The sequence below is a fragment of the Paraburkholderia sp. LEh10 genome (assembly GCF_017814945.1).
GTDB lineage: Bacteria > Pseudomonadota > Gammaproteobacteria > Burkholderiales > Burkholderiaceae > Paraburkholderia.
Window position 1 is genome coordinate 14,300 of sequence record NZ_JAGIPX010000021.1, and the last position, 21,960, is coordinate 36,259.

A 21,960-nucleotide genomic window follows, 5' to 3' on the forward strand; every position below is an offset into this window, starting at 1 on the left:
AACTCTTGCGGGCTTCGGCCCGGACCGCACGGCAACTCAGGACGGCAAACGACAATGGCAGCAGACACGGAAGCCCGGCAACGTTTTTTCCCGCATACGCAGGATGAACTGAAGGAAATCGCCTCCGACATTCTTCGTCACGCAAAGTCGCTCGGCGCAACCGACGCGGCTACCGAAATCTCGGAAGGCGATGGCCTGTCCGTTTCTGTGCGGCGCGGCGAAGTCGAGACGATCGAGCACAACCGCGACAAGATGGTCGGCGTGACGGTCTTCATCGGCAACAAGCGCGGCAATGCGAGCACGTCTGACTTTTCGCCCGAGGCGCTGAAGGATACGGTGATGGCCGCGTACAACATCGCGCGCTTCACGGCGGAAGACGACTGCGCGGGCCTCGCCGAAGAAGAGCTGCTCGAAACCGATCCGCGCGACCTGGACTTGTATCACCCGTGGAATCTGGACGCGGACGAAGCCGTCGAGCTCGCGCGCCGTGCGGAAGACGCCGCGTTCGCGACGAGCCCGCAGATCAAAAATTCGGAAGGCGCGAGCGTATCGGCGCAGCATTCGCAGTTCGTGCTGGGCACGTCGCGCGGTTTCCTCGCGGGCTATCCGTACTCGCGCCATTACATTTCGTGCGCGCCGATCGCGGGCAGCGGCCGCAACATGCAGCGCGACGACTGGTACACGTCCAAGCGCAGCGCAGGCGAGCTCGCCGATCCGGAGGCCGTCGGCCGTTACGCGGCGGAACGCGCGCTGGCGCGCATGAACGCGCGCGGTCTCGACACGCGCAAGGTGCCCGTGCTGTTCGAGGCGCCGCTCGCAGCGGGGCTGCTCGGCGCATTCGTGCAGGCGACCAGCGGCGGCGCGCTGTATCGCAAGACGTCGTTTCTCGTCGACAGCCTGGGCAAGCCGGTGTTTGCGCCGCATGTGCAGGTGGTCGAAGATCCGCACGTGCCGCGCGCGATGGGCAGCGCGCCATTCGACGAAGAAGGCGTGCGCACGAAGCAGCGTTCGGTGGTGAAGGACGGCGTCGTCGAGGGTTATTTCCTGTCGACGTACTCGGCGCGCAAGCTCGGCATGCCGACGACGGGCAATGCGGGCGGCTCGCATAACCTGTCGCTGCGAAGCTCGCTGACTCAGGCGTCCGATGACTTCGAGGAGATGCTCCGCAAGCTCGGCACGGGTTTGCTGTTGACCGAGCTGATGGGGCAGGGCGTCAACTACGTTACGGGCGACTATTCGCGCGGCGCGTCGGGCTTCTGGGTCGAGAATGGCAAGATTCAGTACCCCGTCGAGGAGATCACGGTAGCGAGTACGCTGCAGGAGATGTTCCGGCATGTCGTCGCGATCGGGGCGGACACGATTGTCCGCGGGACCAAGCAGACGGGCTCGGTGTTGATTGAGCGGATGACTATTGCGGGGCAGTGATTTTCTTAGCCTGCGGCTGGCGGGGGATTTTTGCCCTTTGCGCGGGCGTTGGCGATGCAGTTTGTGATTTGCCTCTTTCGCTGGCATCCGCGATGCGTGATTTGCTGCTGTCGCGGGCATCCGCGATAGCGCCTCGCGGCGCAGGTGTTGCCCCTGTGCGGGGCGGCACTTCCTTTCTTTGCCGCGGCAAAGAAAGGAAGCAAGGAAAGCCGCTCACACCGCCAATGCTTGACGCTTGTCCACGGGACCTCAACATCCCCGCGCCTCGCACACCAAACCGTGGCCCATCTTTGTTGCCAACGTGCTATTTGAACGCCTCACCCGCTTCATGCGCTCGCACAACGGCTAACCGTCCTGATGTTTCACTGCCCTTTTGCAGCAAACCTATGTTGGTTGTCGCGTCTCACAGGACAGCGCTCCAACTGTGCAGAGGCATCGCGCAGCGAAGATGTTCTGACGGCGCGAATGCCTGCATAAGTTTGCCGCACCGGGGCGCTGGATGATCGAGGGCGTGGTCTGCGACGCGGGCGCACGGAGCGGGTTGGCGCTGCTCAGTGCGTTCGCGACGGACATGGGCCAGCACACTTCCGCGATAAACATGGGGACGTTGGGGGCACGTGGATAAACGTCAAGGATTGGCGGTGTGAGCGGCTTTCTTTGCCTCCTTTCTTTGCCGCGGCAAAGAAAGGAGGTGCCGCCCCGCACAGGGGCAACGCCCGCGCCGCGAGGCGCATCCCGGATGCCAGCGCAAGGCTGAACCAACCCTATCCAAGCCAAACCCAATCCAAATCCTCACCGCCCCTTGCGCCGATAAATCACAAACGCATACTCAAACTCATTCGGCGCCTTCGCGCAATGCGTCTCCCGCGAGACCTCATCCCACTGCGCGGGATCAGGCGCAGGAAACACCGCATCACCCTCAAAGTCAGCGTGAATCTCGGTAACGATCATCTTGTCCGCGCGCCGCAGGCCTTCCTCATACAACTGCGCGCCGCCGATCAGAAACGCTTCAGGCGCATCGTCGCGCGCCGCAAGCGCCAAGGCGTCGTCGAGATTCGTGACGGTATCGCAGCCCTCGAACCGGCGCTGTGCGTCGCGCGTCACAACGATATTGCGGCGGCCCGGCAGCACGCGGCCAATCGATTCATGTGTCTTGCGGCCCATCACGATGGGCGCGCCCATCGTCGTGCGCTTGAAGAAGGCGAGGTCCTCGGGGAGCCGCCAGGGGAGCTGGTTGTCACGGCCGATCACGCCATTGCGGGCGCGAGCGACGATCAGGGTGAGCGTCGTCATGCGAGAGTGTGAAACGGGTAGCTGAAAGCGGAAGCCGATTCTACCCGAGCGCGCGCCCGCCAGCGCAATACGCGGCGGCATGCGTGGCGCCCTTCGCCAGGCGGCCCGTCGGGAGTGCGCGCTTCGTCCCGGCGGGTGACGGAAACATTCCAGCGCTATTCGCGGGCTTCGCGTCCGCCCGCAGACGGGCTCTTGCCATCGGCCTTGTCGTCACTGGACGTATCGCGCAAACCATGCGCGCCCATCAGCCGGTACAGCGTCACGCGCGAAATGCCGAGGTCGGTCGCCGCCTCGTTGAGCCGGTTCCGGTGCCGCAGCAGCGCAGCTTCGATCGCGCGCTTCTCGGCGGCCTCGCGCGCCTGCGCGAGGCTTACGGTCTGCTGTTCGCTGAAGTTCGCGAGGTCGAGATCGTCGGCGCAGATCAGCTTGCCCTCCGCCATCACGATCGCGCGGCGCACGCGGTTGATCAGTTCGCGCACATTGCCCGGCCAGTGGTAGTTGTACATCGCTTCGATGGCCGACGGCGTGAAGCCGCGAAGCTTGCGCGCGTTATCGGTCTTGAACTTGCCGAGGATGTGATGCGCGAGCAGTTCGATGTCCTTGCCGCGCGCGCGCAGCGGCGGTTCGTCGACGCGCAGCACGCACAGCCGGTGAAACAGGTCAGAACGGAAGCGCCCGTCGCGCATCGCGTCTTCCAGATCGACGTGCGTCGCGGAAATGATGCGCACGTCGACGGCAATCGATTCGTGGCCGCCAAGGCGCTCGATCTTGCCTTCCTGCAGGAAGCGCAACAGGCTCGCCTGGCTTTCCATCGGCAGATCGCCGATTTCGTCGAGAAACAGCGTGCCGCCGTTGGCCGCCTCGACGCGGCCGATCTTGCGCTGGTTCGCGCCCGTGAACGCACCGCGCTCGTAGCCGAACAGCTCCGATTGCAGCAGATGATGCGGGATCGCGCCGCAGTTGATCGGGATGAACGGCGCCTTGCGGCGCGGCGAGCGCTCGTGGATCGCAAGCGCCGTCAGTTCCTTGCCCGTGCCCGACTCGCCGGAGATGAACACGCTCGCGTCGGTGTTCGCGACCTTGCGGATGGTGCGAAACAACTGCTGCATCGCTTCGCAGGTGCCGACCATCTCGTCGTCGCTGACGGCCGTCGTGTCGGGCGGCATGTCGGCGTCGCAGAGATTCATCATGCCGTACGCGTGGCCGATCAGATAGTCGATCGTCGCGTTCGCCACGGGAATCTTCACGTAATCGAAGCAGTAGTGGCGGATCAGCCGCCGCACGGTAGGGTCGGCGAGCCGCTCAGGATTCGCGAGTGCGATCCAGCCGACCTGCTGTTGCCGCAGGCTTGCCTCCAGCGCGGGCAGATCGCGCACCGCGAAGCTCGCCATGTCCACGAGGCCCGCGCAGATCGTCGCGGGCTTGATGAGCCGGCCGATTTCATGCGCGGAGCGCGCGACCAGCACGCTCCAGCCACGGCTCTTCAGATGCTCGACGAGCCCGTCGTCCGGCGTGCGCGCGGCGTACAGCAGGATGCGCCCGACCGTTTCGGGCGCCGCGCCGCGCGGCGTGTCGACGGCCGTCGGTTGCGCGCCGGCTGTCTCAGATCCGCGTGAGACGGCGAGGCGCAGCCCTGTGCCGGCAAGCGGGATAACGGAGCTCAGGTGAGAAGATTCACGCACGATCTGCCTCGTATGGGTGTCACGTCAAAATATGTAGGGAAACCGCAAGCCGACAACGTAGTTCGGCGCATCGGGTGCATGCCGATCGAGACGGAACCGTTGATCGTCAGATGCCTGTTCACGACATGGTTCAGGCCGAAGTTCATCCCCGCGGCGGTCGTCTCGCTGACGGGCACTTGCACGTAGTCGCCGCCGCGCGCCTTCGTCTTCGACGAGGGCTGTAGCGCGAGCGTGTACGAGATGCTGGCCGAGTCCTTGTCGAAGAACGCAAGCGCCACGCCCGCGCCGAGCTGGAAGATGTCGCCGAGCTTCACGGTCGCCGGTTGCGTCTGGCCCTGCACCGACGAGATATCCGCGAACGAGCGTGCGATGTTGTACGTATAGGAGACGCTGCCGAACAGCACGACGGGGTCGTAGGTCTTCAGCACCGACAGGCCCGCCGTGACGTTCCAGAAGCCCGCGCCCGTCGGCAGCTTCGATGGCGCGACGAGATTGGTGTTGTCGGGCGCGAGCTGCACGACCTTGAGGCCGAACGGCCGTGCCCGTCGGCGCTTTCACGCGCAGGCTGCCGACCACGTCCGGAATGTTGTTGGTCTCTTTCAGGATCTGATAGTAGATCCCGAAGTTGACATCGCCGATCGCGTTCGAGTTGACGGACGCATCCGACAGCGTGTTCGCCGCGCCCCCCGCGCCGCCGACGATGAACTGGCTGTGCCCGTACACGTACGGCACGCCGACATCGACGCTGATGCGATCCGTGAGGCCATAGCGCGTGTCGAGGTCGGCCATGACTTGATGCGACTTGGTCTGCCCCAGGTTGATGTTGCCGAGGAAGATCGCGTCGAGCGCGAGGAAGCCCGACAGTTGCAGCTGGCGGCGGTCGTAGTAGGTATCGCTGATACCCCAGTCCAGCGTCAGCCGATGACCGAAGAGGCGCGCGTGCTCGCGCTGCGCGACGGCTTCTTCGGCCTGGGTGCGCACGGGCTCGGCCGCTTTCTGCGTTTGCCCGACGGCGCCTTCCGGCACGCCGGAGCCGCGCGCCTGAGCGTTGGGATTGCTCGTGCCCGGCGACCCCGCGGCCGTCGAGCCTTCCGGCGCGGGCGGATTGACGGGCACGCCCGTTGCGGTGCGCGTCGCGTTGCCCGGTGCGGGCGCGCCCGGCGTCACCTGCGCGAGCGGCGGCAGCGGCATCGGCAGACCGTCCGCGCCCGGCTGCCCGGCGACGGCCGCGCTGCCCGCGGGCGCGCCATAGCCCGGCGCGCCGCGGCCGCGCTGCGACATCTCCAGATTCGTCACCTGCCGTTCGAGCGATTGAATCTGCCGCTGCTGCTCGTCGACGACGCGCATCAACGTGTTGAGCCGCTCTTCGAGCGACTGACTGCCAATGGCTTGCGCATAGACCCCGTGCGAGAGTGCGAAGAGCATCGCAGCAGCAGGAATAGCCGCGAGTCGGACTCGCGGCTTTCCGTCTTTTGTACTGGTTATCATTGTTATTTCCCCCGGCAAAGCCGGCAGCGCTTGGCTCGTTCTTATGCTTCGCGTTGCCGTTTTTCATTGCGACTTCTCCTCCTGGTGACGCTCGTCAACGGGTGGCTGCCCGTGTTATCTCCTGAGTGCGTTTTGCAGGGCTGGTAGTACGGCTGCCTGGCGCGCCATCGCAGGCGACATCTGGGCCGTCTGCAAGGAGAGCTGCAACTGGTTGGCGACGTACTGGTTATTGCCTGCAATCTGTAGGAGTTGCGCAATTGCGCCGGCCTGTTGCGCATTGCCGGGAGCAACGGTTTGCGACGCGAGGCCGGCGGGCGTCTGAGCGCGACGGTCACGCCGCCGTTGCACATCGGGTGCACCGATTTCGTAAGCGGAATACCTGCGAGGGTAGACGTGTCGATGGTCGCTTGTGCGTTCACTTGCGCACACAATGAGCAAGTTGCGAACGCAACGGCGAGTTGTAACGCCGGGAGCCGTTCAGACCCGGACATGCTGGTCTCCTTTGTCGACCGGAGTTGGCGCTTTAGCGCCTTACTCCGGTCCCATGCACGAAGGTGCGGTCGACCGGAGTTGGCGCTTTGGCGCGTTATTCGCGTTCCATGCACGAAGGTGCGGTCGACCGGAGTTGGCGCTTTGGCGCCTTACTCCGGTCCCATGCACGAAGGTGCGGTCGACCGGAGTTGGCGCTTTGGCGCGTTATTCGCGTCCCATCCACGAAGGTGCGCTCAAATCGCGCCGGCGCTGTACGGCCGCCGGCGCATCCCGTATCGCTTCCTTACCTGTTACTTGCTGGTGCTCAACGAAGCGATCGCGAGGCCGTTGTGCTGCACGTTGCCCGCGCCGCCGGCGATGTTCACGCCGATGTTGCCCGTCGCATGACTGAGCGCACCCGTGCCCAGCGTCGCCGTGCTTTCGAACGAACCGTGGAACGCCACGGCCGCCGTCTGCGTCGAGTCAGACGAGGCGACCATCGCGCCGTGGGTGTCCTTCGAGACCGTCGATGTGGAAGCCGCATGCTGTTGTTCTGCACGTTGCTGACGCCCGACGCCACGAGAGCGTGTCCATTTGTCGAGACCTCCAGGCGCGCCGCCTGGCGCCGTCGACAACGGCGCGAGCGCACCCGTCACCGACTGCGAAAGGTTGCCGCCGATACCCGGCGCCGGCTGTCCGATGCCGCCCGAGTTGAGCGCGACGTTGTTGGTGGTGGCGTTGCCCGTCAGGATGCGCGTGACGGCCTGCAGTCCCGCGCCGCCGGCGACATTCCTGTCGAGGCCCGTCGAGCCGTGCGCGTTGGTCAGATCGGCGTCGGACGCGACTTGCGCCATCGTTGGGTTGAAGCTGTTGGTGGGGAAGGTCGAGACGCGCGATGTCACGGGATCCTGATCCTTCGGCACCGGCGCATATGCGATGCGCGGCATGACTTCGCGCTCGACGACGATGTCGCCCGGATTCAGGCCTGCGCAAAAGCCCGGCCCGCGAGGCCCGCTGTGAACACGCCGGCGCATGCGGCCAGCCAGAGCGCGAGCGTCGCGCGGCTGCACCGCGTCCCGATGAAGCCTTCATTTTACGTATCCCCGTTATAACCGGTACGGACTGCGAAATAACGCGCGTTCGTTTCGTTGCGATTGCCCGCTGCCGTGTTGCCTTTACTTCCTCTGGTAGTTCGCGACGTTGCCTTGCGCGGCGCGGGCTGCGTCGATGGGGACGGGCAGCGGTGACGGCGGCGCGATTTCGTCCCACAGCGTCACCGACGCGCCGCGCATCAGCTGCGGCGTCGCTGCGACCATCATCACCATGCCCGCCGCGCCGCCGCGCTGGCGCGACAGCACCTGGTCGTGGAGCGCGACGTCGCTCAGCGCGTCGTCGGCGGGGATGTTCAGCACCTGCGCGCTCGTCGCGCTTGCGCTTGCGGCGTCCGTGCCTGCCGCCTCGTCCGTCGTCGCTGCGACGTTCGATGGTTCGCCGGCTGCGAGATCGGCTGCCTGCTGCGCGGCCATTACAGTCGTGCCGCTCGCGACCGATTGTTCCTGTGCGCTCGCGCCGGCCGGGAGCGCCGCCAGGGCGAGTGCGCCGCACACGGCGAGGCTGGCGGGCAGCAACGGAATCGGCCTCGCGTCGGTGCGGAAAACGAGTCGCATGATGTCTCTCCTTCGTACAGGAGATTTAGCGAAACATGTGCCATCCGTCGCAATCCATTGATGCGATTGGCCCCGCTGAAATAGATCGGACGCCGGCTCGTCGAAATCGGGTGAAAACGTTTCAGCGCTGAAACCTCAGTCTAAAACGGTGGATTTCAAATCGGTGCGTTATCTGCAACGACTGTGCAGTATGTTGATAAAAAAGTATGGTGAATGCGCTTCCAACGGAATTAACCGCTCCTCGATGAGCATGCTCATGACCAGCAAACCCTTGCCGGACAAGGCTCTACGATTTAATTTGCATATTTGTTTTCGACGGCTCGCGCGTATAGTAAGCTCTCATCCACAGACACAATTTTAAAAAAGCCCAGTACTGGGCCGTTTCAATACACGCGCCGTTTTTCGGGGATCAGCTGTCCGTACGGAATGGAATGGCCGTTCGGTTTTCGCGGTTGCGAATCCCGTGCGAATAGGCGTGCCTGAAAGCGAAATCCAGATCAGCACATGCCGTCATCCTTAACGTTCGTTGACGAGAGGATCTGAATAATGGAATCCGCCACGCGGCAACTGATTTACGTATCAAGAGATCCCAGCGCTGAGTTGAACACGCGTTTTCACGAGCGCGGCTGGCACGTGGAGGTGGTCAGTTCGGCACGCGACGCGCGCCGCGCGGTGCGCACGGGGATGGCGGCGGGTGGTCTGCTCGATCTGTCGAGCTGTTTTCAGCAGCACGAAATTGCTGCATTCGAGTCGTGCCTGACGATGCCCAACGTCGGCTGGGTCGCGACCACAATGGCCGGGCAATTGCAGGACGCCGCGTTGCGCCGGCTCGTGCGCGACTACTGTTTCGATTACGTGACTGTGCCTTACTCCGGCGACCGGATCGTCGATTCGGTCGGTCATGCGTATGGCATGGTTTCACTCGGCGAACCCGCTTCGAACGACGCTTCGCCAGGCGGCTCCGAAGGCGAGATGGTCGGTTCGTGCGACGCGATGCTCGCGCTGTTCCGCTCGATCCGCAAGGTCGCGATGACGGACGCGCCCGTGTTCATTTCGGGTGAATCCGGCACGGGCAAGGAACTGACGGCCGTCGCCATTCACGAGCGCTCGTCGCGCCGCAACGCGCCATTCGTCCCTATCAACTGCGGCGCGATTCCGCCGCATCTGCTGCAATCGGAGTTGTTCGGCTACGAGCGCGGCGCGTTCACGGGCGCGAACCAGCGCAAGATCGGACGCGTCGAGGCAGCGAACGGCGGCACGCTGTTTCTCGACGAAATCGGCGACCTGCCGCTCGAAAGCCAGGCGAGCCTGTTGCGCTTCCTGCAGGAGCGCAAGGTAGAGCGGCTCGGCGGACATGGCTCGATCGAAGTGGACGTGCGGATCATTTCCGCGACCCACGTCGACATGAACACGGCGATGATCGAAGGGCGCTTCCGCTCGGACCTGTATCACCGGCTGTGCGTGCTGCAGATCGACGAGCCGCCGCTGCGCGCGCGCGGTAAGGACATCGAGCTGCTCGCGCGGCACATGCTCGAACGTTTCAGGAAAGACGCGAGCCGCCGGTTGCGCGGGTTCGCGCCCGACGCGATCGCGGCGCTTCACAACTACAGCTGGCCGGGCAACGTGCGCGAGCTGATCAACCGCGTGCGGCGCGCGATCGTGATGTCGGAAGGGCGCGCGATCACCGCGCGCGATCTCGAGCTGGCCGAGTACGTCGAAATCGTTCCCGTGTCGCTCGCGCAGGCGCGCGAGGCGGCCGAGCGGCAGGCGATCGAACTGGCGCTGCTGCGTCATCGCGGACGTCTGGGCGATGCCGCGCAGGAGCTCGGTATTTCGCGCGTGACGCTGTACCGTCTGCTGTGCTCGCACGGCATGCGGCATATGGAGAGCGAGCCGCTCGCCCCGCACGCGGAGTTGCCATCGACGATGCCGCATCTGTGAGCGCGCCGGCCGGCACGCTCGGCGTCCGGTTTCGTTGGTTGCCTTACTTCCTTTGTCGCCTGACTGGCGGCGTGTCTTCCGAAAAACCCAGCCGGTCGGCCGGGTTTTTTCATTTTCGACGCGCTCTGCTTCTCGACGCCACCCCGCAGCCGCCTGCCGTTCAGCACGGTGGCGTCGCGCATGGCGAGGCTGCGCGCCGTGCGTTCCCGCGGGGAATGACGGTGCCCACCGGCATTCGTTCAGCTTGCTAGAATCGGGGTTTTCCCAAAACCGCCGGCACCTCTCGCGCACGGCCGAAGGAACCCGCATGAAACAGTACCTCGACCTCGTCCGCACGATCCTCGATACCGGCAGCTGGCAGGAAAACCGCACCGGCATCCGCACGATCAGCATGCCGGGGGCGATGTTGCGCTTCGATCTGCAGCAGGGTTTCCCGGCCGTGACGACGAAGAAGCTCGCGTTCAAGTCGGCGCTCGGCGAGCTGATCGGCTTTCTGCGTGCGTCGCGCAGCGCAGCCGATTTTCGCGCGCTCGGCTGCAAGGTGTGGGACGCGAACGCGAACGAAAACGCGCAGTGGCTCGCGAATCCGTATCGGGAAGGCCTCGATGACCTCGGCGCCGTGTACGGCGTGCAATGGCGCAAGTGGCCCGCGTACAAGGTGCTCGATGCGACGGCGAGCGACCGGCTCGAAGACGCGGCGTCGCGCGGCTATGCGCCTGTGACGGAGTTCGAAGAGGGCGGGGTGCGCAAGGTGCTGATGTACAAGGCAATTGACCAGCTTCGCCAGTGCCTCGACACGATCATGGAAAATCCGGCCGATCGCCGGATTCTGTTTCACGCGTGGAACCCCGCCGTGCTGGAGGAAATCGCGCTGCCCGCGTGCCATCTGCTGTACCAGTTCCTGCCGAACGCGACGAAGCGCGAGATCTCGCTGTGCCTGTATATCCGCAGCAACGACGTCGGCCTCGGCACGCCGTTCAACCTGACGGAAGGGGCGGCGCTGCTGCATCTCGTCGGCCGGCTGACGGGCTATACGCCGCGCTGGTTCACCTACTTCATCGGCGATGCGCATATCTACGAGAACCAGCTCGACATGCTCCAGCAGCAACTGACTCGCGATCCATATGAAAGCCCCCAGCTCGCGATTTCGGACCGCGTGCCCGAGTACGCGAAGACGGGCGTCTACGCGCCTGAGTGGCTGGAGAAGGTCGAGCCGTCGGATTTCTCGCTCGTCGGCTACCGGCACCATGAGCCGCTGACTGCGCCGATGGCGATCTGACGCGCAGGCGGCCGCCCGGCGCGCCGGGCATCGGAACCGACGTTGGATGTTGAAACGCCCACCGCGATCGCGGTGGGCGTTTTTTGTTGCGGTCTGAGCGCAAGGAGCGCTAGCCGCGGTGATGCTCGTCGTGGCCTCCCGTCGCCTGATGGGGTTGAGATTGCGGCTGCGGATGCGGCTGCTGTACCTGCTGCGGCGGGTGAAATTCCTGGCGCGGCTGCGGCTGCTGCTGGGGTTGCGGGCGCGGCTGGGGTTGCGGCTGCGGGTGAAACTCCTGACGCGCCTGCTGCTGTGGCTGAGGCTGCGGGCGGAACTCGGGACGCGGCTGGGGTTGCGGCTGCGGGTGAAACTCCTGACGCGCCTGCTGCTGTTGCTGAGGCTGCGGGCGGAAGTCGGGACGCGGCTGGGGTTGTGGCTGCGGGTGAAACTCCTGACGCGCCTGCTGCTGTGGCTGAGGCTGCGGGCGGAACTCGGGACGCGGCTGGAGTTGTGGCTGCGGGCTGAACTCCTGACGCGCCTGCTGCTGCGGCTGCGGGTGGAACTCTGAACGCGGCTGACCTTGCGGCTGCTGCGCCTGCTGCTGCGGACGAAAATCCTGACGCGGCTGCTGTTGCGCCTGCTGCATCGGAGCCTGTCCCGGTCGTCCGTGCATATCCTGTCCATGCGGCGGCTGTCCCTGTACGGCGCCCACGAAGCCGTTCGCCGGCCGCTGCGCGGCCTCGTGCTGCTGCGCGGGTTGACCCGGTTGCGATGTCGGCGGCCGTTGTCCCGGTCCCTGCGCGGCCGCGAACGGCTGCGGATTCGCACGTTGCTGCGCCATCGGCGCGTGGTGTCGAGTCCATACGGGCTCGAGCTGCGGGCTGGCGGCCGTGTCCGGCCGCTGCGCTCCCGCCGGCTGGCCCGCGTGCTGCGGCAGGTCATTCAGCGGATGGCCGCCCGCGAATTGCGGAGGACGCGGCACGCCGTTCCCCGCCTGACCCGGCTGCTCAGGCCGTTGACCGGCCATCTGTCCCGGCGCTGAACCGTGGCCTGCCTGACCCGGAACGCCGCGCATCGGCTGTCCGTTGATCTGCGTTTCGTCCGGCGGCTGAGCGCCCGCCCCCTGTCCCGGCTCGAAGCCGTGGCCTCGCGGCTGCCCCGGAACGCCGGCATGCCCTTGCTGAGCGCCGATCTGCGGTCCACCGCTTCCCGGCCGCCGACCGCCCGCGGCGGCACCTGGTCCGCCCGCCATCGGCGTACCCGGCGCAGCGCCCGGCATCTGTCCTGGTGTATGCGAGCGCACGACCCGCACGTTCGCGACGGGACCATTGCCATTCAGCGACTGCGCGCCGAAGCGCGCGGGCACGGAGGTCCGCACGAGCGGCTCGCCCGCGCCGGGCACGCGTCCATGGCCGCCCTGCGCGAAGTTTTGCGCGAGCCGGTCATGGAAGGCGGCGGGCACGCCTGGATTGCGTGTGCCGACGACCGGGCGCGCCGTCGCGTTCGCGGGCGGCCGGTAAGCGGCGTTGCGCATGCCCGGCCCGAAGCTCTGCCGCACGGGCGCAATGCCCGGTGCACCCGCGCTGAAGCGGGCGTTGCGCCACTGCGCTGGATCGACGCGGTGCGCGAAGTGGTTGGTCGGCTGGCCGTGGACGAATGCCGTCGCGGGCATCGCCGTGACCGCACCCGGCGCTCGATAGTTGACGTACGTGTTATGAATGTTCACGCGGTTATTGACGATCACCGTGTTGTTCACGCGCTCGTAGTAGCGCGGACTCCAGTCGTGATCGCGGCCCCAGTGCGGATGCCACGGCTCGCCCGGGCCGAGCGCGAACCACGCGAGACCCGCGGCCGCCACGCCGCCGACGGCGAGATTCACGCCCCAGTCGTTGCCGCCGCTGCCGTCGCCGACGAACGCGACGAGCGCTGGCGCGTAGACGGGCGGCTCGCTGGCGACAGCCTGCCCCGGCACCCACGCCCACGAATCATCGACGTAAGCCCAGCGTCCATAGTGATACGGCGCGAAGCCCCACGGCGCGTCGTCGACCCATGTCCAGCCCCACGGCGCCTGCCAGACCCAATGGCCGTTGCGGTAAGGCGCCCAGCCGGCAGGCTCCTGGTGCGGCACCCATACTTCGCCGTACTGCGGCGTGCTGCGCCACGTGCCGTTCGCGTCGAGATCCTGGTAGCCGGGCATTTCACGCGAAACGTAGCGCGCCGACACCGAGCGGTCCTCGGCGGCGTCGCGGTTGGCGGCCCATTGGTCGAAACCGTCTGGTCCAGGCGCGCCGTTGTCCGCCGTCTGCTGGAGGCTCGTGCCCGAGAATGTGATCTGCTGACCGGCCGCGACGGGCACCTGGCCGCTGTCGCCATAGACGGTCGCGCTGCCGCTGCGCACGGTGACCGTCGTGCTGCTGCCGTCGGGCGCGACGTCGACGCGGTAGTCGCCGGGGCTGTTCACGCCCAGCGCGAGGTTCGGCGTATCGATCTCATAAGACGAGCCGGGCGCAATCGCGCGCACGCGCGTCGACAGCGTGCCTTGCGCGACTTTCAGCTGCGCGCTGCTGTCGTCGAGATTGAGGACGTCGAGGCTGGTTTGCTCGCCCATGCGCACGGCCGTCGAGCCGATATGCAGTTCCGAGCGCGCGCCCTTGTCGTTCCACAACTGGTCGCCCGTCGTGAGCGGCCGGTTGACCTGCGCATACGACCAGTCCGATGCGCCCGCCGGCTCCGTCGTGACCGTGCCCGCCATGTAGTTCAGGCGCGCGACGCGGCCCGGCGGATCAACGTCGGGCGCGGATTGAGCCGTCTGCGCGGGCGGCGCATCGGTGGAGGGGGGCGGCGCGTCCTGCGCCCATGTCGTTTGAAGCGCGAGCGTCGTCAATGCGCCAGCGACGGCGAGCGCCACGCGAGACCCGCGATGTGCTGCGCGACCGTGCGGATAATCGTGCGAATAATCAGTGAGCCGGAATGTCGGGCCGCGTGTGGTGAGTGATTTCATGGTTGTCGCTCCAGCGGGCGCCGCGTGACGCGGTTCCCTGCGAAGTCACTCTACCTGCGCGGCCTGTTTCAAGGCGCTCTCATTTGTAAGCCAGTCCGGCGGCGCTGTAACAAAATTTGTCGCGCGCTTGTCGCGCGCCTGTCGCCCGCAATGCGTTGGCGGCGAACCCGTCGTCAATGGGCGAGAAACGCGTCGAAATGGCGATGACCGGCGGGCGTCACGCGCAGGATGCGCGGTCGCTCGGTGCGCTCGACCCACCCTTGTGACGACCACGCTTCGAGCAGCGCCGCGCCCAGCGCGCCGCCCAGATGCGGACGCCGTTCGCTCCAGTCGGGGCAGGTGCACGCAAAGCGCCTGCGGCGCGTGCGTTGCTGCGTCACGTCGATACCCCACCCTGCGAGCCGCGCGGCGCCTTCGGGCGTCGCGTCAAGCGCGTCGCCGTGTGCCGTCAGCAGCCCGCCGTCGACCAGCCGCTCGTAGACGCACACGGCAAGTTCACCCGCCATATGGTCGTAGCAGGTGCGCGCATAGCGCATCTCGACGGGCACCGTGCGGGCGGGGCGGGGCACGGGACGCAGCGGCGCGCTCGCCTGCGCGACGTTGGCAAGCGCCTCGATGGTCGACGCGATTTCCGCCGACGCGATCCGGAAATAGCGGTGCCGGCCGCGTACTTCGAGCGCGAGCAGGCCGCCGTCCGTTAGACGCGCGAGATGCGCGCTCGCCGCTGACGGCGACAGCCCGGCGATCAGCGTCAGCTCGCCCGCCGGACGCGCGGTGCCGTCCATCAGCGCCCAGAGCATTGCCGCGCGGCCCGGGTCGGCGAGCAGCGCGCCGATGCGGCTCAGGCCGGGAAAGTGATTCGGCTCGGAGGGAAGCGCAGCGGTCATGTCGGTCTCCCGTTGTCGATGTCGTCAGTCAGACATTCACTTTATCCGTGATGCGCATTCGATGTTTCAGGCTCGCGTGAATTGTCGCGTGCGTCTCTTGCCCTGGCAATCTGCGCCGGCCAAAGCCGCCAGGCTAGAATCGAAAGCGCTTTCCCTGTCATTGCGAAGAACGCAGTCATGAAAATCCTGTTTGCCGTGGTCACCGCCGTCGTCTTTTGCAGCGCGTGCGCGCAAGGCGGATCCGGCCCGTCGTCGGCCGGTTCGGGCAGCATCACGATGTACGGCACGTTCGACGAAGGCGTCACCGTCCACAACTGATCCGTCTTCGGCCTCGTCGCGCGAAAATGCGTGCGGCAGTGGCAGAAATTGATGCATCATTGGCCTTTCTGCCAACTCGATCGATGTGACGATGCGGCATCGTCACCTTGCCGCGAGGCCAACGATGCCACCGTCATCTTCCACCCCTGCCGCCCCTTCGACCGTTCGCGCCCGCGCTCCGGGCCGCGCCGATCCGCATGGCCGGCGCGCCGCGCGCGTGCTCGCCGTGTGCCAGGCCCTTTACACGTCGTCGGTGTCGATCGATCTGACGCTGACGGGTCTGGTCGGCTACACGCTCGCCGCCGACAAGTCGCTCGCCACGCTGCCGTTCTCGCTGATCACCGTCGCTGCGGCGCTGACGACGGTTTTTGCGTCGTTCCTGATGGCGCGCACCGGTCGCCGCGTGGGCTTCGTGCTCGGCGCGGGCATCGGCGCGGCGGGCGGTGCGATTTCCGTGTACGCGATCTTTCAGCACAGCTTCTGGGCCTTCTGCGCGGGCACGGCGACCGTCGGCGTGTTTCAGGCGTTTGCGCAGTACTACCGGCTCGCCGCCGCCGACGCCGTATCCGTCGAGGCCAAGAGCCGCGCGATCTCGACGGTGCTCGCGGGCGGCGTGGTGGCCGCCGTGCTCGGCCCGGCGCTCGCCGCGTGGAGCAAGGACTGGCTCGCGCCCGTCGCGTTCGCCGGGTCGTATGCGCTCGTGACGGCGCTCGGGCTGCTTTCGATGGCGCTGCTCGCCGGGCTTTATCGCGATGCCGTGCCGCACGTGGACGACGCCGCGCAACGGCAGCCCGCGCGGCCGTGGCGCGCAATCGTCCGTCAGCCGATCTTCGTGGCCGCGCTGGCGAACAACGCGATCGGCTACGCGGTGATGATGTTCGTGATGACGGCCACGCCGATTGCCGCCGTCGCGTGCGGACATTCGATCGGCGACGGCGCGCAGATCATTCAGTGGCATCTCGTCGGCATGTTCGCGCCATCGTTCTTTTCCGCGCGCCTGATTGCGCGCTTCGGCGTGCTGCGCGTGATCGGCGCGGGCATCGTGCTGTCGGCGCTGTGCGGCGTGCTCGCGCTGCGCTCGACCGATCTGCCGCATTTTTACGCGGCGCTGGCGTGTCTCGGCGTCGGCTGGAATCTGATGTTCGTCGGCGGCACGACGCTGCTCGCGCAGTCGTACCGGCCGTCCGAGCGCGCGAAGACGCAGGCGACGAGCGAGTTCACCACGTTTGCGTTCTCGGCGCTCGGCTCGCTGTGCGCGGGGCAGATGCTCGCGCATTTCGGCTGGGCGGCCGTCAACGCGGCGATCTTTCCGTTCCTCGCGCTCGCGGCGCTGGCGACCGTGGCCCTCGCGTGGTCGCGCTGGCGCACGGTGGCCGCGTCGGGGATGTGAACGCACTTCGATGTCGAACAGGAACTGCACGATGAGCCAGGCACGGGACGATACCTTTTCGCAGCAAAGACCGTCATGCGACGGGTCCATGCCGCAAGCGCGCCACGTCGTTTTCGCCGTCGCGCCGGAACTGGTGCTGCTCGACGCGTGCGGCCCGCTGGAGGCGTTTCACCGCGCCGAGCTGACGGTACGCGACGCGCGGCGCGTCGCGCCTGCCTCGCGCGAACCCGTCGCTTACCGCACGACGGTCGCTTCCATCGACGGCGGCGTGCTCGACACGTTTCCCGGCTTGCCCGTCGTCACGCAGCGCCTCGATGCGCTCGACGACGAGCCGATCGATACGCTGATCGTGCCCGGCGTGCCCGTCGACGATAGCCACACGCTGCAGCCCGCGCTGATCGACTGGATCGCGCGGCGCGCGCCGCACGTGCGGCGCGTCTGCTCGGTGTGCACGGGCGCGTTCTATCTGGCTGCGGCGGGCGTGCTCGACGGACGCCGCGCGACCACACACTGGCGCGACGCGAGGCGTCTTGCCGGTCGCTTTCCGCACGTGCGCGTCGACGCCGAGCCAATCTTCATCCGCGAGCCGCTGCCGGGCGGCGGCGCGAATGGCGATGCGCGCGCCGTGTGGACGTCAGCGGGCGTGACGGCGGGCATCGATCTCGCGCTCGCGCTGATCCAGGAGGATTACGGCCATCCCGTCGCGATGCAGGTCGCGCGGCGGCTGGTCGTATTCGTGAAGCGGCCGGGCGGGCAGTCGCAGTTCAGCGCGGCGCTCGCGGCGCAGGCGTCGGCGGGCGGCGCGTTCGACAGCCTGCACGGCTGGATGGCGTCGAATCTGAATGGCGACCTGTCCGTCGAGCGGCTCGCCGAGCAAGCGCGCATGAGCCCGCGCACCTTCGCGCGCCGCTACGTCGACGAGGTGGGCCGCACGCCCGCCAAAACGGTGTCGGCGATGCGGCTGGAGGCGGCGTCGCGGGCGCTGGCCGAATCGCGCCGTCCGCTGAAGCGAATTGCGCTCGACTGCGGATTCGGTAGCGAGCAGAACTTGCGGCGCGCGTTCATGCGCGGCTTCGGCGTGCTGCCGCTCGATTACCGCGAGCGCTTCGCGTCCGCGCTGCGCTGAGTTCGGCAACGCCCGGGCTCGGCACGCGCGACCTCGATGGACCCTGATGCCCGGCGCAACAGGTTTTGCGCGAGCCGGGCCACGCGCAACGCGGGATAAGCACGGCGGTTGCCGCGATGCGCTCGTATAATCGGCTCCTTTCGATAGCTGTTTGACGGGAGTCAAGATGAGCACGCCAACCTCCGCGCCGCTGGATCGTTCAGAAACCACGTTCCGCTTTCTCGCCGAGCCGACTTCGGTCAATTTCGGCGGCAAAGTGCACGGCGGGGCGCTGATGAAATGGATCGACGAAACCGCCTATGCGTGCGCGGCCGTCTGGTCAGGCCGCTATTGCGTCACGGTCAGCGTCGGCAACATCCGTTTCCGCCGTCCGATTCACGTCGGCAATCTGGTCGAGCTGCGCGCGCGCGTCGTCGCGACGGGGCGCACGAGCATGCACATTCACGTGTCGGTGCATGCCGGCGATCCGAAAGGCGGCGAGCTGCTGCAAACGACGGACTGCCTCGTCGTGATGGTCGCCGTCAACGAGAACGGCAGCCCCGTGCCCGTGCCGTCGTTCGTGCCGCAGACGGAAGAGCAGAAGCGCCTCGCGAAGTACGCGATGGACGTCAAAGATGCACTCGACGCGATCGTCGACCTGAAGCCCGAGGAAGTGGCGAAGGGCAAGGTCTGACGCGGCGGGCGCGCATGCCGCCCGCCCATTCCCACTGATGTAACGGACGGCGGCGCGCCTTGCGCATGCACGGCGTGCGGCGCGAGGCTCCCGTGATGTCGGCCAGCAGATGTCCGCCAGCGGAGCCTCGCTCGCTACGCGCGAAGGGCTTTAAAGCTTCGTGTTGCCGACCATGTCGCCAGGACGCACCCATTCGTCGAACTGCTGCTCGGTCACATGGCCGAGCGCCAGCGCGGCCGCCTTCAGCGTCGTATGTTCCTTGTGCGCCTTCTTCGCGATCTGCGCGGCCTTGTCGTAGCCGATGTGCGGATTGAGCGCCGTCACGAGCATCAGCGATTCGTTGAGCAGCTGATCGACGCGCTCGCGGTTCGGCTCGATGCCGACGGCGCAATTGTCGTTGAAGCTCTGCATGCCCTCGCCGAGCAGCCGGACCGATTGCAGCACGTTATGCGCGATCATCGGCCGGAACACGTTCAGCTCGAAATTGCCGCTCGCGCCGCCCATATTCACGGCGACATCGTTGCCGAATACCTGGCAGCACAGCATCGTCACGGCTTCGGATTGCGTCGGGTTCACCTTGCCTGGCATGATCGAGCTGCCCGGCTCGTTCTCGGGAATCGACAACTCGCCGAGGCCGCAGCGCGGGCCGCTCGCGAGCCAGCGGATGTCGTTGGCGATCTTCATCATGCTCGCCGCGAGCGTCTTCAATGCGCCGTGCGCGAACACCAGCGCGTCGGCGGCCGCCATCACCTCGAACTTGTTCGGCGCCGACACGAAGGGCAGGCCCGTCAGCCGGCCGATCGCGGCCGCCACGTCGTCCGCGAACTTCGGATGCGCGTTGAGCCCCGTGCCGACGGCCGTGCCGCCTTGCGCGAGCTGGTACAGATGCGGCAGCGCCGACTCGATGTGCTTCGCGCACTGATCGAGCTGCGCGACGTAGCCCGAGAATTCCTGGCCGAGCGTGAGCGGCGTCGCGTCCTGCAGGTGCGTGCGGCCGATCTTCACGATATCGGCGAAGGCCTTCGATTTCCTGTCGAGCGTATCGCGCAGCGTCTTCAGCGACGGCAGCACATGCTTGACGATGCCAACGGCCGCCGCCACGTGCATCGCGGTCGGAAACACGTCGTTCGACGATTGCCCGCGATTCACGTCGTCGTTCGGATGCACGAGGCGCGCTTCGCCGCGCTCGCCGCCCATCAGTTCGCTCGCGCGGTTCGCGATCACCTCGTTGAGGTTCATGTTGGTCTGCGTGCCGGAGCCCGTTTGCCAGACGGCGAGCGGGAACTCGTCGGGATGCCTGCCTTCGATGATCTCGTCAGCGGCGGCCATGATCGCCTTGGCCTTGGTCGCGTCGAGCACGCCGAGGCTCAGGTTCACTTCGGCGGCGGCGCGCTTGATGATCGCGAGCGCGGTGATCAGTTCAGGCGACTGTTTTTCCGTCGAGATCTTGAAGTTCTGCAGCGAGCGCTGCGTTTGCGCACCCCACAGCTTCGCGTTCGGCACGGCGATCTCGCCGAACGTATCGCGTTCCATGCGTACATCTTCGGTCATGTTGTACTCCGCTTGACTGGGTGATGGGAAGCCTTCCGGGAAGGTGGCGCGCGGCGCGCCTCACAACTGCTCGTCGACTGGCAGCAACAAGAATAGACCCGTCAGCAGGTTGCGGTAAAAGCCCGCGCCGGGATCGAGGTTGTATTGGCGGATCACGCCGTTTTCTTCGTCGGTCCATACGAGCTTCGCTTGCGGCGTCGCGGAATTGCGCAGCACGGCGAGCTGGGCAGGCGTCGCCAGCGTCACGCGATAGCTGACGGCAGGCGCCGTCGCCTGATCGAACAGTTTCGCGACTTCGTCGGCGAGCGGCGCGCTGTGTATCACGAGCGCAAGCTCCGTGTTCAGATGCGCGGAACGCGGATCGAGATTCAACGAACCGATCACGAGCGTCCTGCGGTCGATCACATACGTCTTCGCGTGCAGGCTCGCTTTCGAGCGCGAGCCGAACAGGCCCGCCGTGCCTGACTCTTCGGCCTGGGTCGGCTTGAACTCGTACAACTGCACGCCGTTTTGCAGCAGCGGCACGCGGTACGGGCTGTACCCGGCCTGCACGGCGACGGCATCGGTGGCGGCGAGCGAATTGGTCAGCACCTTGACGGTCACGCCGCGCTGCACGAGCTTGCCGAGCGCATCGACGCCCGCCGGGTGCGGCACGAAATACGGCGACGTGATGAGAAATTCCCGCTGCGCGTCGTGCATCAGCTCGACGAGGCGCTGCATCGGCGGGCTCTTGTACTGGTCGGCGGGCACCTTCAGTTTTTCGGGCGAATCGACCTTGAACTCGGCGCTTGCCCAGACGAGTCCGAGTTGGTCCTTTGCGACCAGTGACGCGAGCGGCGTCGCGTTCAGCGGTTTCGCGTTGTAAGGGTCCGCGTTCTTGCGCCAGTGCGCACGCAACTCGTCGCGCATCTCGTCGAGGTCGTGCGGGTCGAACTTTCGGCTGTTCAGCACGCGCAGCGGATACGCGTTGCTGTCGTTCCAGTACGCGTCGAAGCTCGCCGAAATGTCGGCGGTGATCGGCCCGGCGGCGAGCACGTCGATGTCGCGAAACTGCAGCGTCGGGCTCGCGCTGAAATACTCGTCGCTGAGATTGCGCCCGCCGACGATCGCGATCTGGTTATCCGCGATCATCGCCTTGTTGTGCATGCGTCGAGTGAATGCGCCGACTTGCGTGAAGAAATTCCGGCTGCGTTGATAGAAGCTCGTCTGCGTGCTACCGAACGGATTGAACACGCGGATCTCGATGTTGTCGTGCGAGTTCAGCGCGGCCATCACGCGGTCGATGTCTTTGAAGTTCAAATCGTCGACCAGCATGCGCACGCGCACGCCCTGGTCCGCAGCATAGAGCGCGGCGCCGAGCAGCAGCTTGCCCGTTGTGTCTTCCTCGGCGATGTAGTACTGCATGTCGAGCGTCTTCGTCGCCGAGCGCGCGAGCGCGATGCGCATCTGCAGCGCGTCGGTGCCGTCCGAGAGCACGCGAAAGCCCGACTGGCCGGGATGCGCGCGCTCGGGCGCGGCGAGCGCGGTGGCGAGCGGCGTGTCGCCCGTCGCGGGCAGCGCGTGCGTGACGGTTCTCTCGAATGCCGTGGCGGGCGGGCGCGTCGTGCATGCCGCCAGCAGCATCGCCGACACGAGGAGCGCGAGCGCGTGCGTGAGCAACGGACGGCAGGCGTGCCGCGATGCGCGGGTGGGGTGTTGCTTCTGTTGGTGCTGAAATGCGGCTGCGTCGTTCGTGTTATCGGCCGACACGCTTGTTCCTCCACTTGAGCGGCGCGAATGGTTGTCGTGG

The 21,960-nt window shown here is 66.4% G+C and carries 15 protein-coding genes and 2 pseudogenes; 7 read left to right on the forward strand and 10 right to left on the reverse strand.

Annotated features, from left to right (window positions below; genetic code table 11):
* Positions 1–54: 54 nt before the first annotated feature.
* Positions 55–1,425 (forward strand): metalloprotease PmbA, encoded by a 1,371-nt coding sequence (gene pmbA, locus J8I87_RS18740; protein WP_209933213.1) that lies wholly within the window; start codon positions 55–57, stop codon positions 1,423–1,425.
* Positions 1,426–2,217: 792 nt separating this feature from the next.
* On the opposite strand, the gene J8I87_RS18745 is transcribed toward pmbA, so the two are convergent.
* The 6 genes and pseudogenes from J8I87_RS18745 to J8I87_RS18765 all read right to left on the reverse strand — a co-directional run bounded on the left by J8I87_RS18745 (position 2,218) and on the right by J8I87_RS18765 (position 8,026).
* Positions 2,218–2,718, reverse strand: coding sequence for a dihydrofolate reductase (locus tag J8I87_RS18745; RefSeq protein ID WP_209933330.1), 501 nt, complete (start codon positions 2,716–2,718; stop codon positions 2,218–2,220).
* A gap of 155 nt (positions 2,719–2,873) precedes the next feature.
* Positions 2,874–4,400 (reverse strand): sigma-54 dependent transcriptional regulator, encoded by a 1,527-nt coding sequence (locus J8I87_RS18750; RefSeq protein WP_209933215.1) that lies wholly within the window; start codon positions 4,398–4,400, stop codon positions 2,874–2,876.
* 24 nt (positions 4,401–4,424) lie between these two features.
* Positions 4,425–5,888: pseudogene (locus J8I87_RS18755) on the reverse strand (hypothetical protein).
* A 114-nt stretch (positions 5,889–6,002) separates the two neighbouring features.
* A pseudogene (locus J8I87_RS44775) lies at positions 6,003–6,209 on the reverse strand (peptidase C39); the annotation flags it as partial.
* A gap of 461 nt (positions 6,210–6,670) precedes the next feature.
* Positions 6,671–7,393: a hypothetical protein gene (locus J8I87_RS44780; protein WP_245254008.1), complete on the reverse strand. Its 723-nt coding sequence runs from the start codon at positions 7,391–7,393 to the stop codon at positions 6,671–6,673.
* Between the two features lie 141 nt (positions 7,394–7,534).
* Positions 7,535–8,026 carry a hypothetical protein gene (locus J8I87_RS18765; RefSeq protein ID WP_209933216.1) on the reverse strand — a complete coding sequence of 164 codons (492 nt, stop codon included), beginning with the start codon at positions 8,024–8,026 and terminating at the stop codon, positions 7,535–7,537.
* Positions 8,027–8,572: 546 nt separating this feature from the next.
* Here J8I87_RS18765 and J8I87_RS18770 point away from each other — a divergent pair.
* Positions 8,573–9,967, forward strand: coding sequence for a sigma-54 dependent transcriptional regulator (locus J8I87_RS18770; protein ID WP_209933219.1), 1,395 nt, complete (start codon positions 8,573–8,575; stop codon positions 9,965–9,967).
* A gap of 307 nt (positions 9,968–10,274) precedes the next feature.
* Positions 10,275–11,246: a thymidylate synthase gene (locus J8I87_RS18775; RefSeq protein ID WP_209933221.1), complete on the forward strand. Its 972-nt coding sequence runs from the start codon at positions 10,275–10,277 to the stop codon at positions 11,244–11,246.
* A 109-nt stretch (positions 11,247–11,355) separates the two neighbouring features.
* Here the strand turns inward: J8I87_RS18775 and J8I87_RS18780 are convergent, their stop codons facing one another.
* Positions 11,356–14,226, reverse strand: a complete 2,871-nt coding sequence (locus J8I87_RS18780; RefSeq protein ID WP_245254009.1) for a DUF6600 domain-containing protein — start codon at positions 14,224–14,226, stop codon at positions 11,356–11,358.
* 173 nt (positions 14,227–14,399) lie between these two features.
* Positions 14,400–15,113 carry a helix-turn-helix transcriptional regulator gene (locus J8I87_RS18785; protein WP_209933222.1) on the reverse strand — a complete coding sequence of 238 codons (714 nt, stop codon included), beginning with the start codon at positions 15,111–15,113 and terminating at the stop codon, positions 14,400–14,402.
* A 177-nt stretch (positions 15,114–15,290) separates the two neighbouring features.
* Between J8I87_RS18785 and J8I87_RS18790 the strand changes: the two genes are divergently transcribed.
* The 4 genes from J8I87_RS18790 to J8I87_RS18805 all read left to right on the forward strand — a co-directional run bounded on the left by J8I87_RS18790 (position 15,291) and on the right by J8I87_RS18805 (position 18,620).
* Positions 15,291–15,431: a hypothetical protein gene (locus J8I87_RS18790; protein WP_209933223.1), complete on the forward strand. Its 141-nt coding sequence runs from the start codon at positions 15,291–15,293 to the stop codon at positions 15,429–15,431.
* Positions 15,432–15,555: 124 nt separating this feature from the next.
* Positions 15,556–16,821 (forward strand): MFS transporter, encoded by a 1,266-nt coding sequence (locus tag J8I87_RS18795; protein ID WP_209933224.1) that lies wholly within the window; start codon positions 15,556–15,558, stop codon positions 16,819–16,821.
* Between the two features lie 88 nt (positions 16,822–16,909).
* Positions 16,910–17,947 (forward strand): GlxA family transcriptional regulator, encoded by a 1,038-nt coding sequence (locus J8I87_RS18800; RefSeq protein ID WP_209933332.1) that lies wholly within the window; start codon positions 16,910–16,912, stop codon positions 17,945–17,947.
* A 166-nt stretch (positions 17,948–18,113) separates the two neighbouring features.
* Complete coding sequence (locus J8I87_RS18805; protein WP_209933225.1) at positions 18,114–18,620, forward strand: acyl-CoA thioesterase; 507 nt, start codon at positions 18,114–18,116, stop codon at positions 18,618–18,620.
* Between the two features lie 150 nt (positions 18,621–18,770).
* On the opposite strand, the gene fumC is transcribed toward J8I87_RS18805, so the two are convergent.
* Positions 18,771–20,171, reverse strand: a complete 1,401-nt coding sequence (fumC, locus tag J8I87_RS18810) for a class II fumarate hydratase (protein WP_209933227.1) — start codon at positions 20,169–20,171, stop codon at positions 18,771–18,773.
* A gap of 60 nt (positions 20,172–20,231) precedes the next feature.
* The gene (locus J8I87_RS18815; protein ID WP_409518769.1) at positions 20,232–21,920 is read right to left on the reverse strand and encodes a phospholipase D family protein; all 1,689 of its coding nucleotides are present in this window, start codon (positions 21,918–21,920) and stop codon (positions 20,232–20,234) included.
* Between the last annotated feature and the right edge of the window lie 40 nt (positions 21,921–21,960).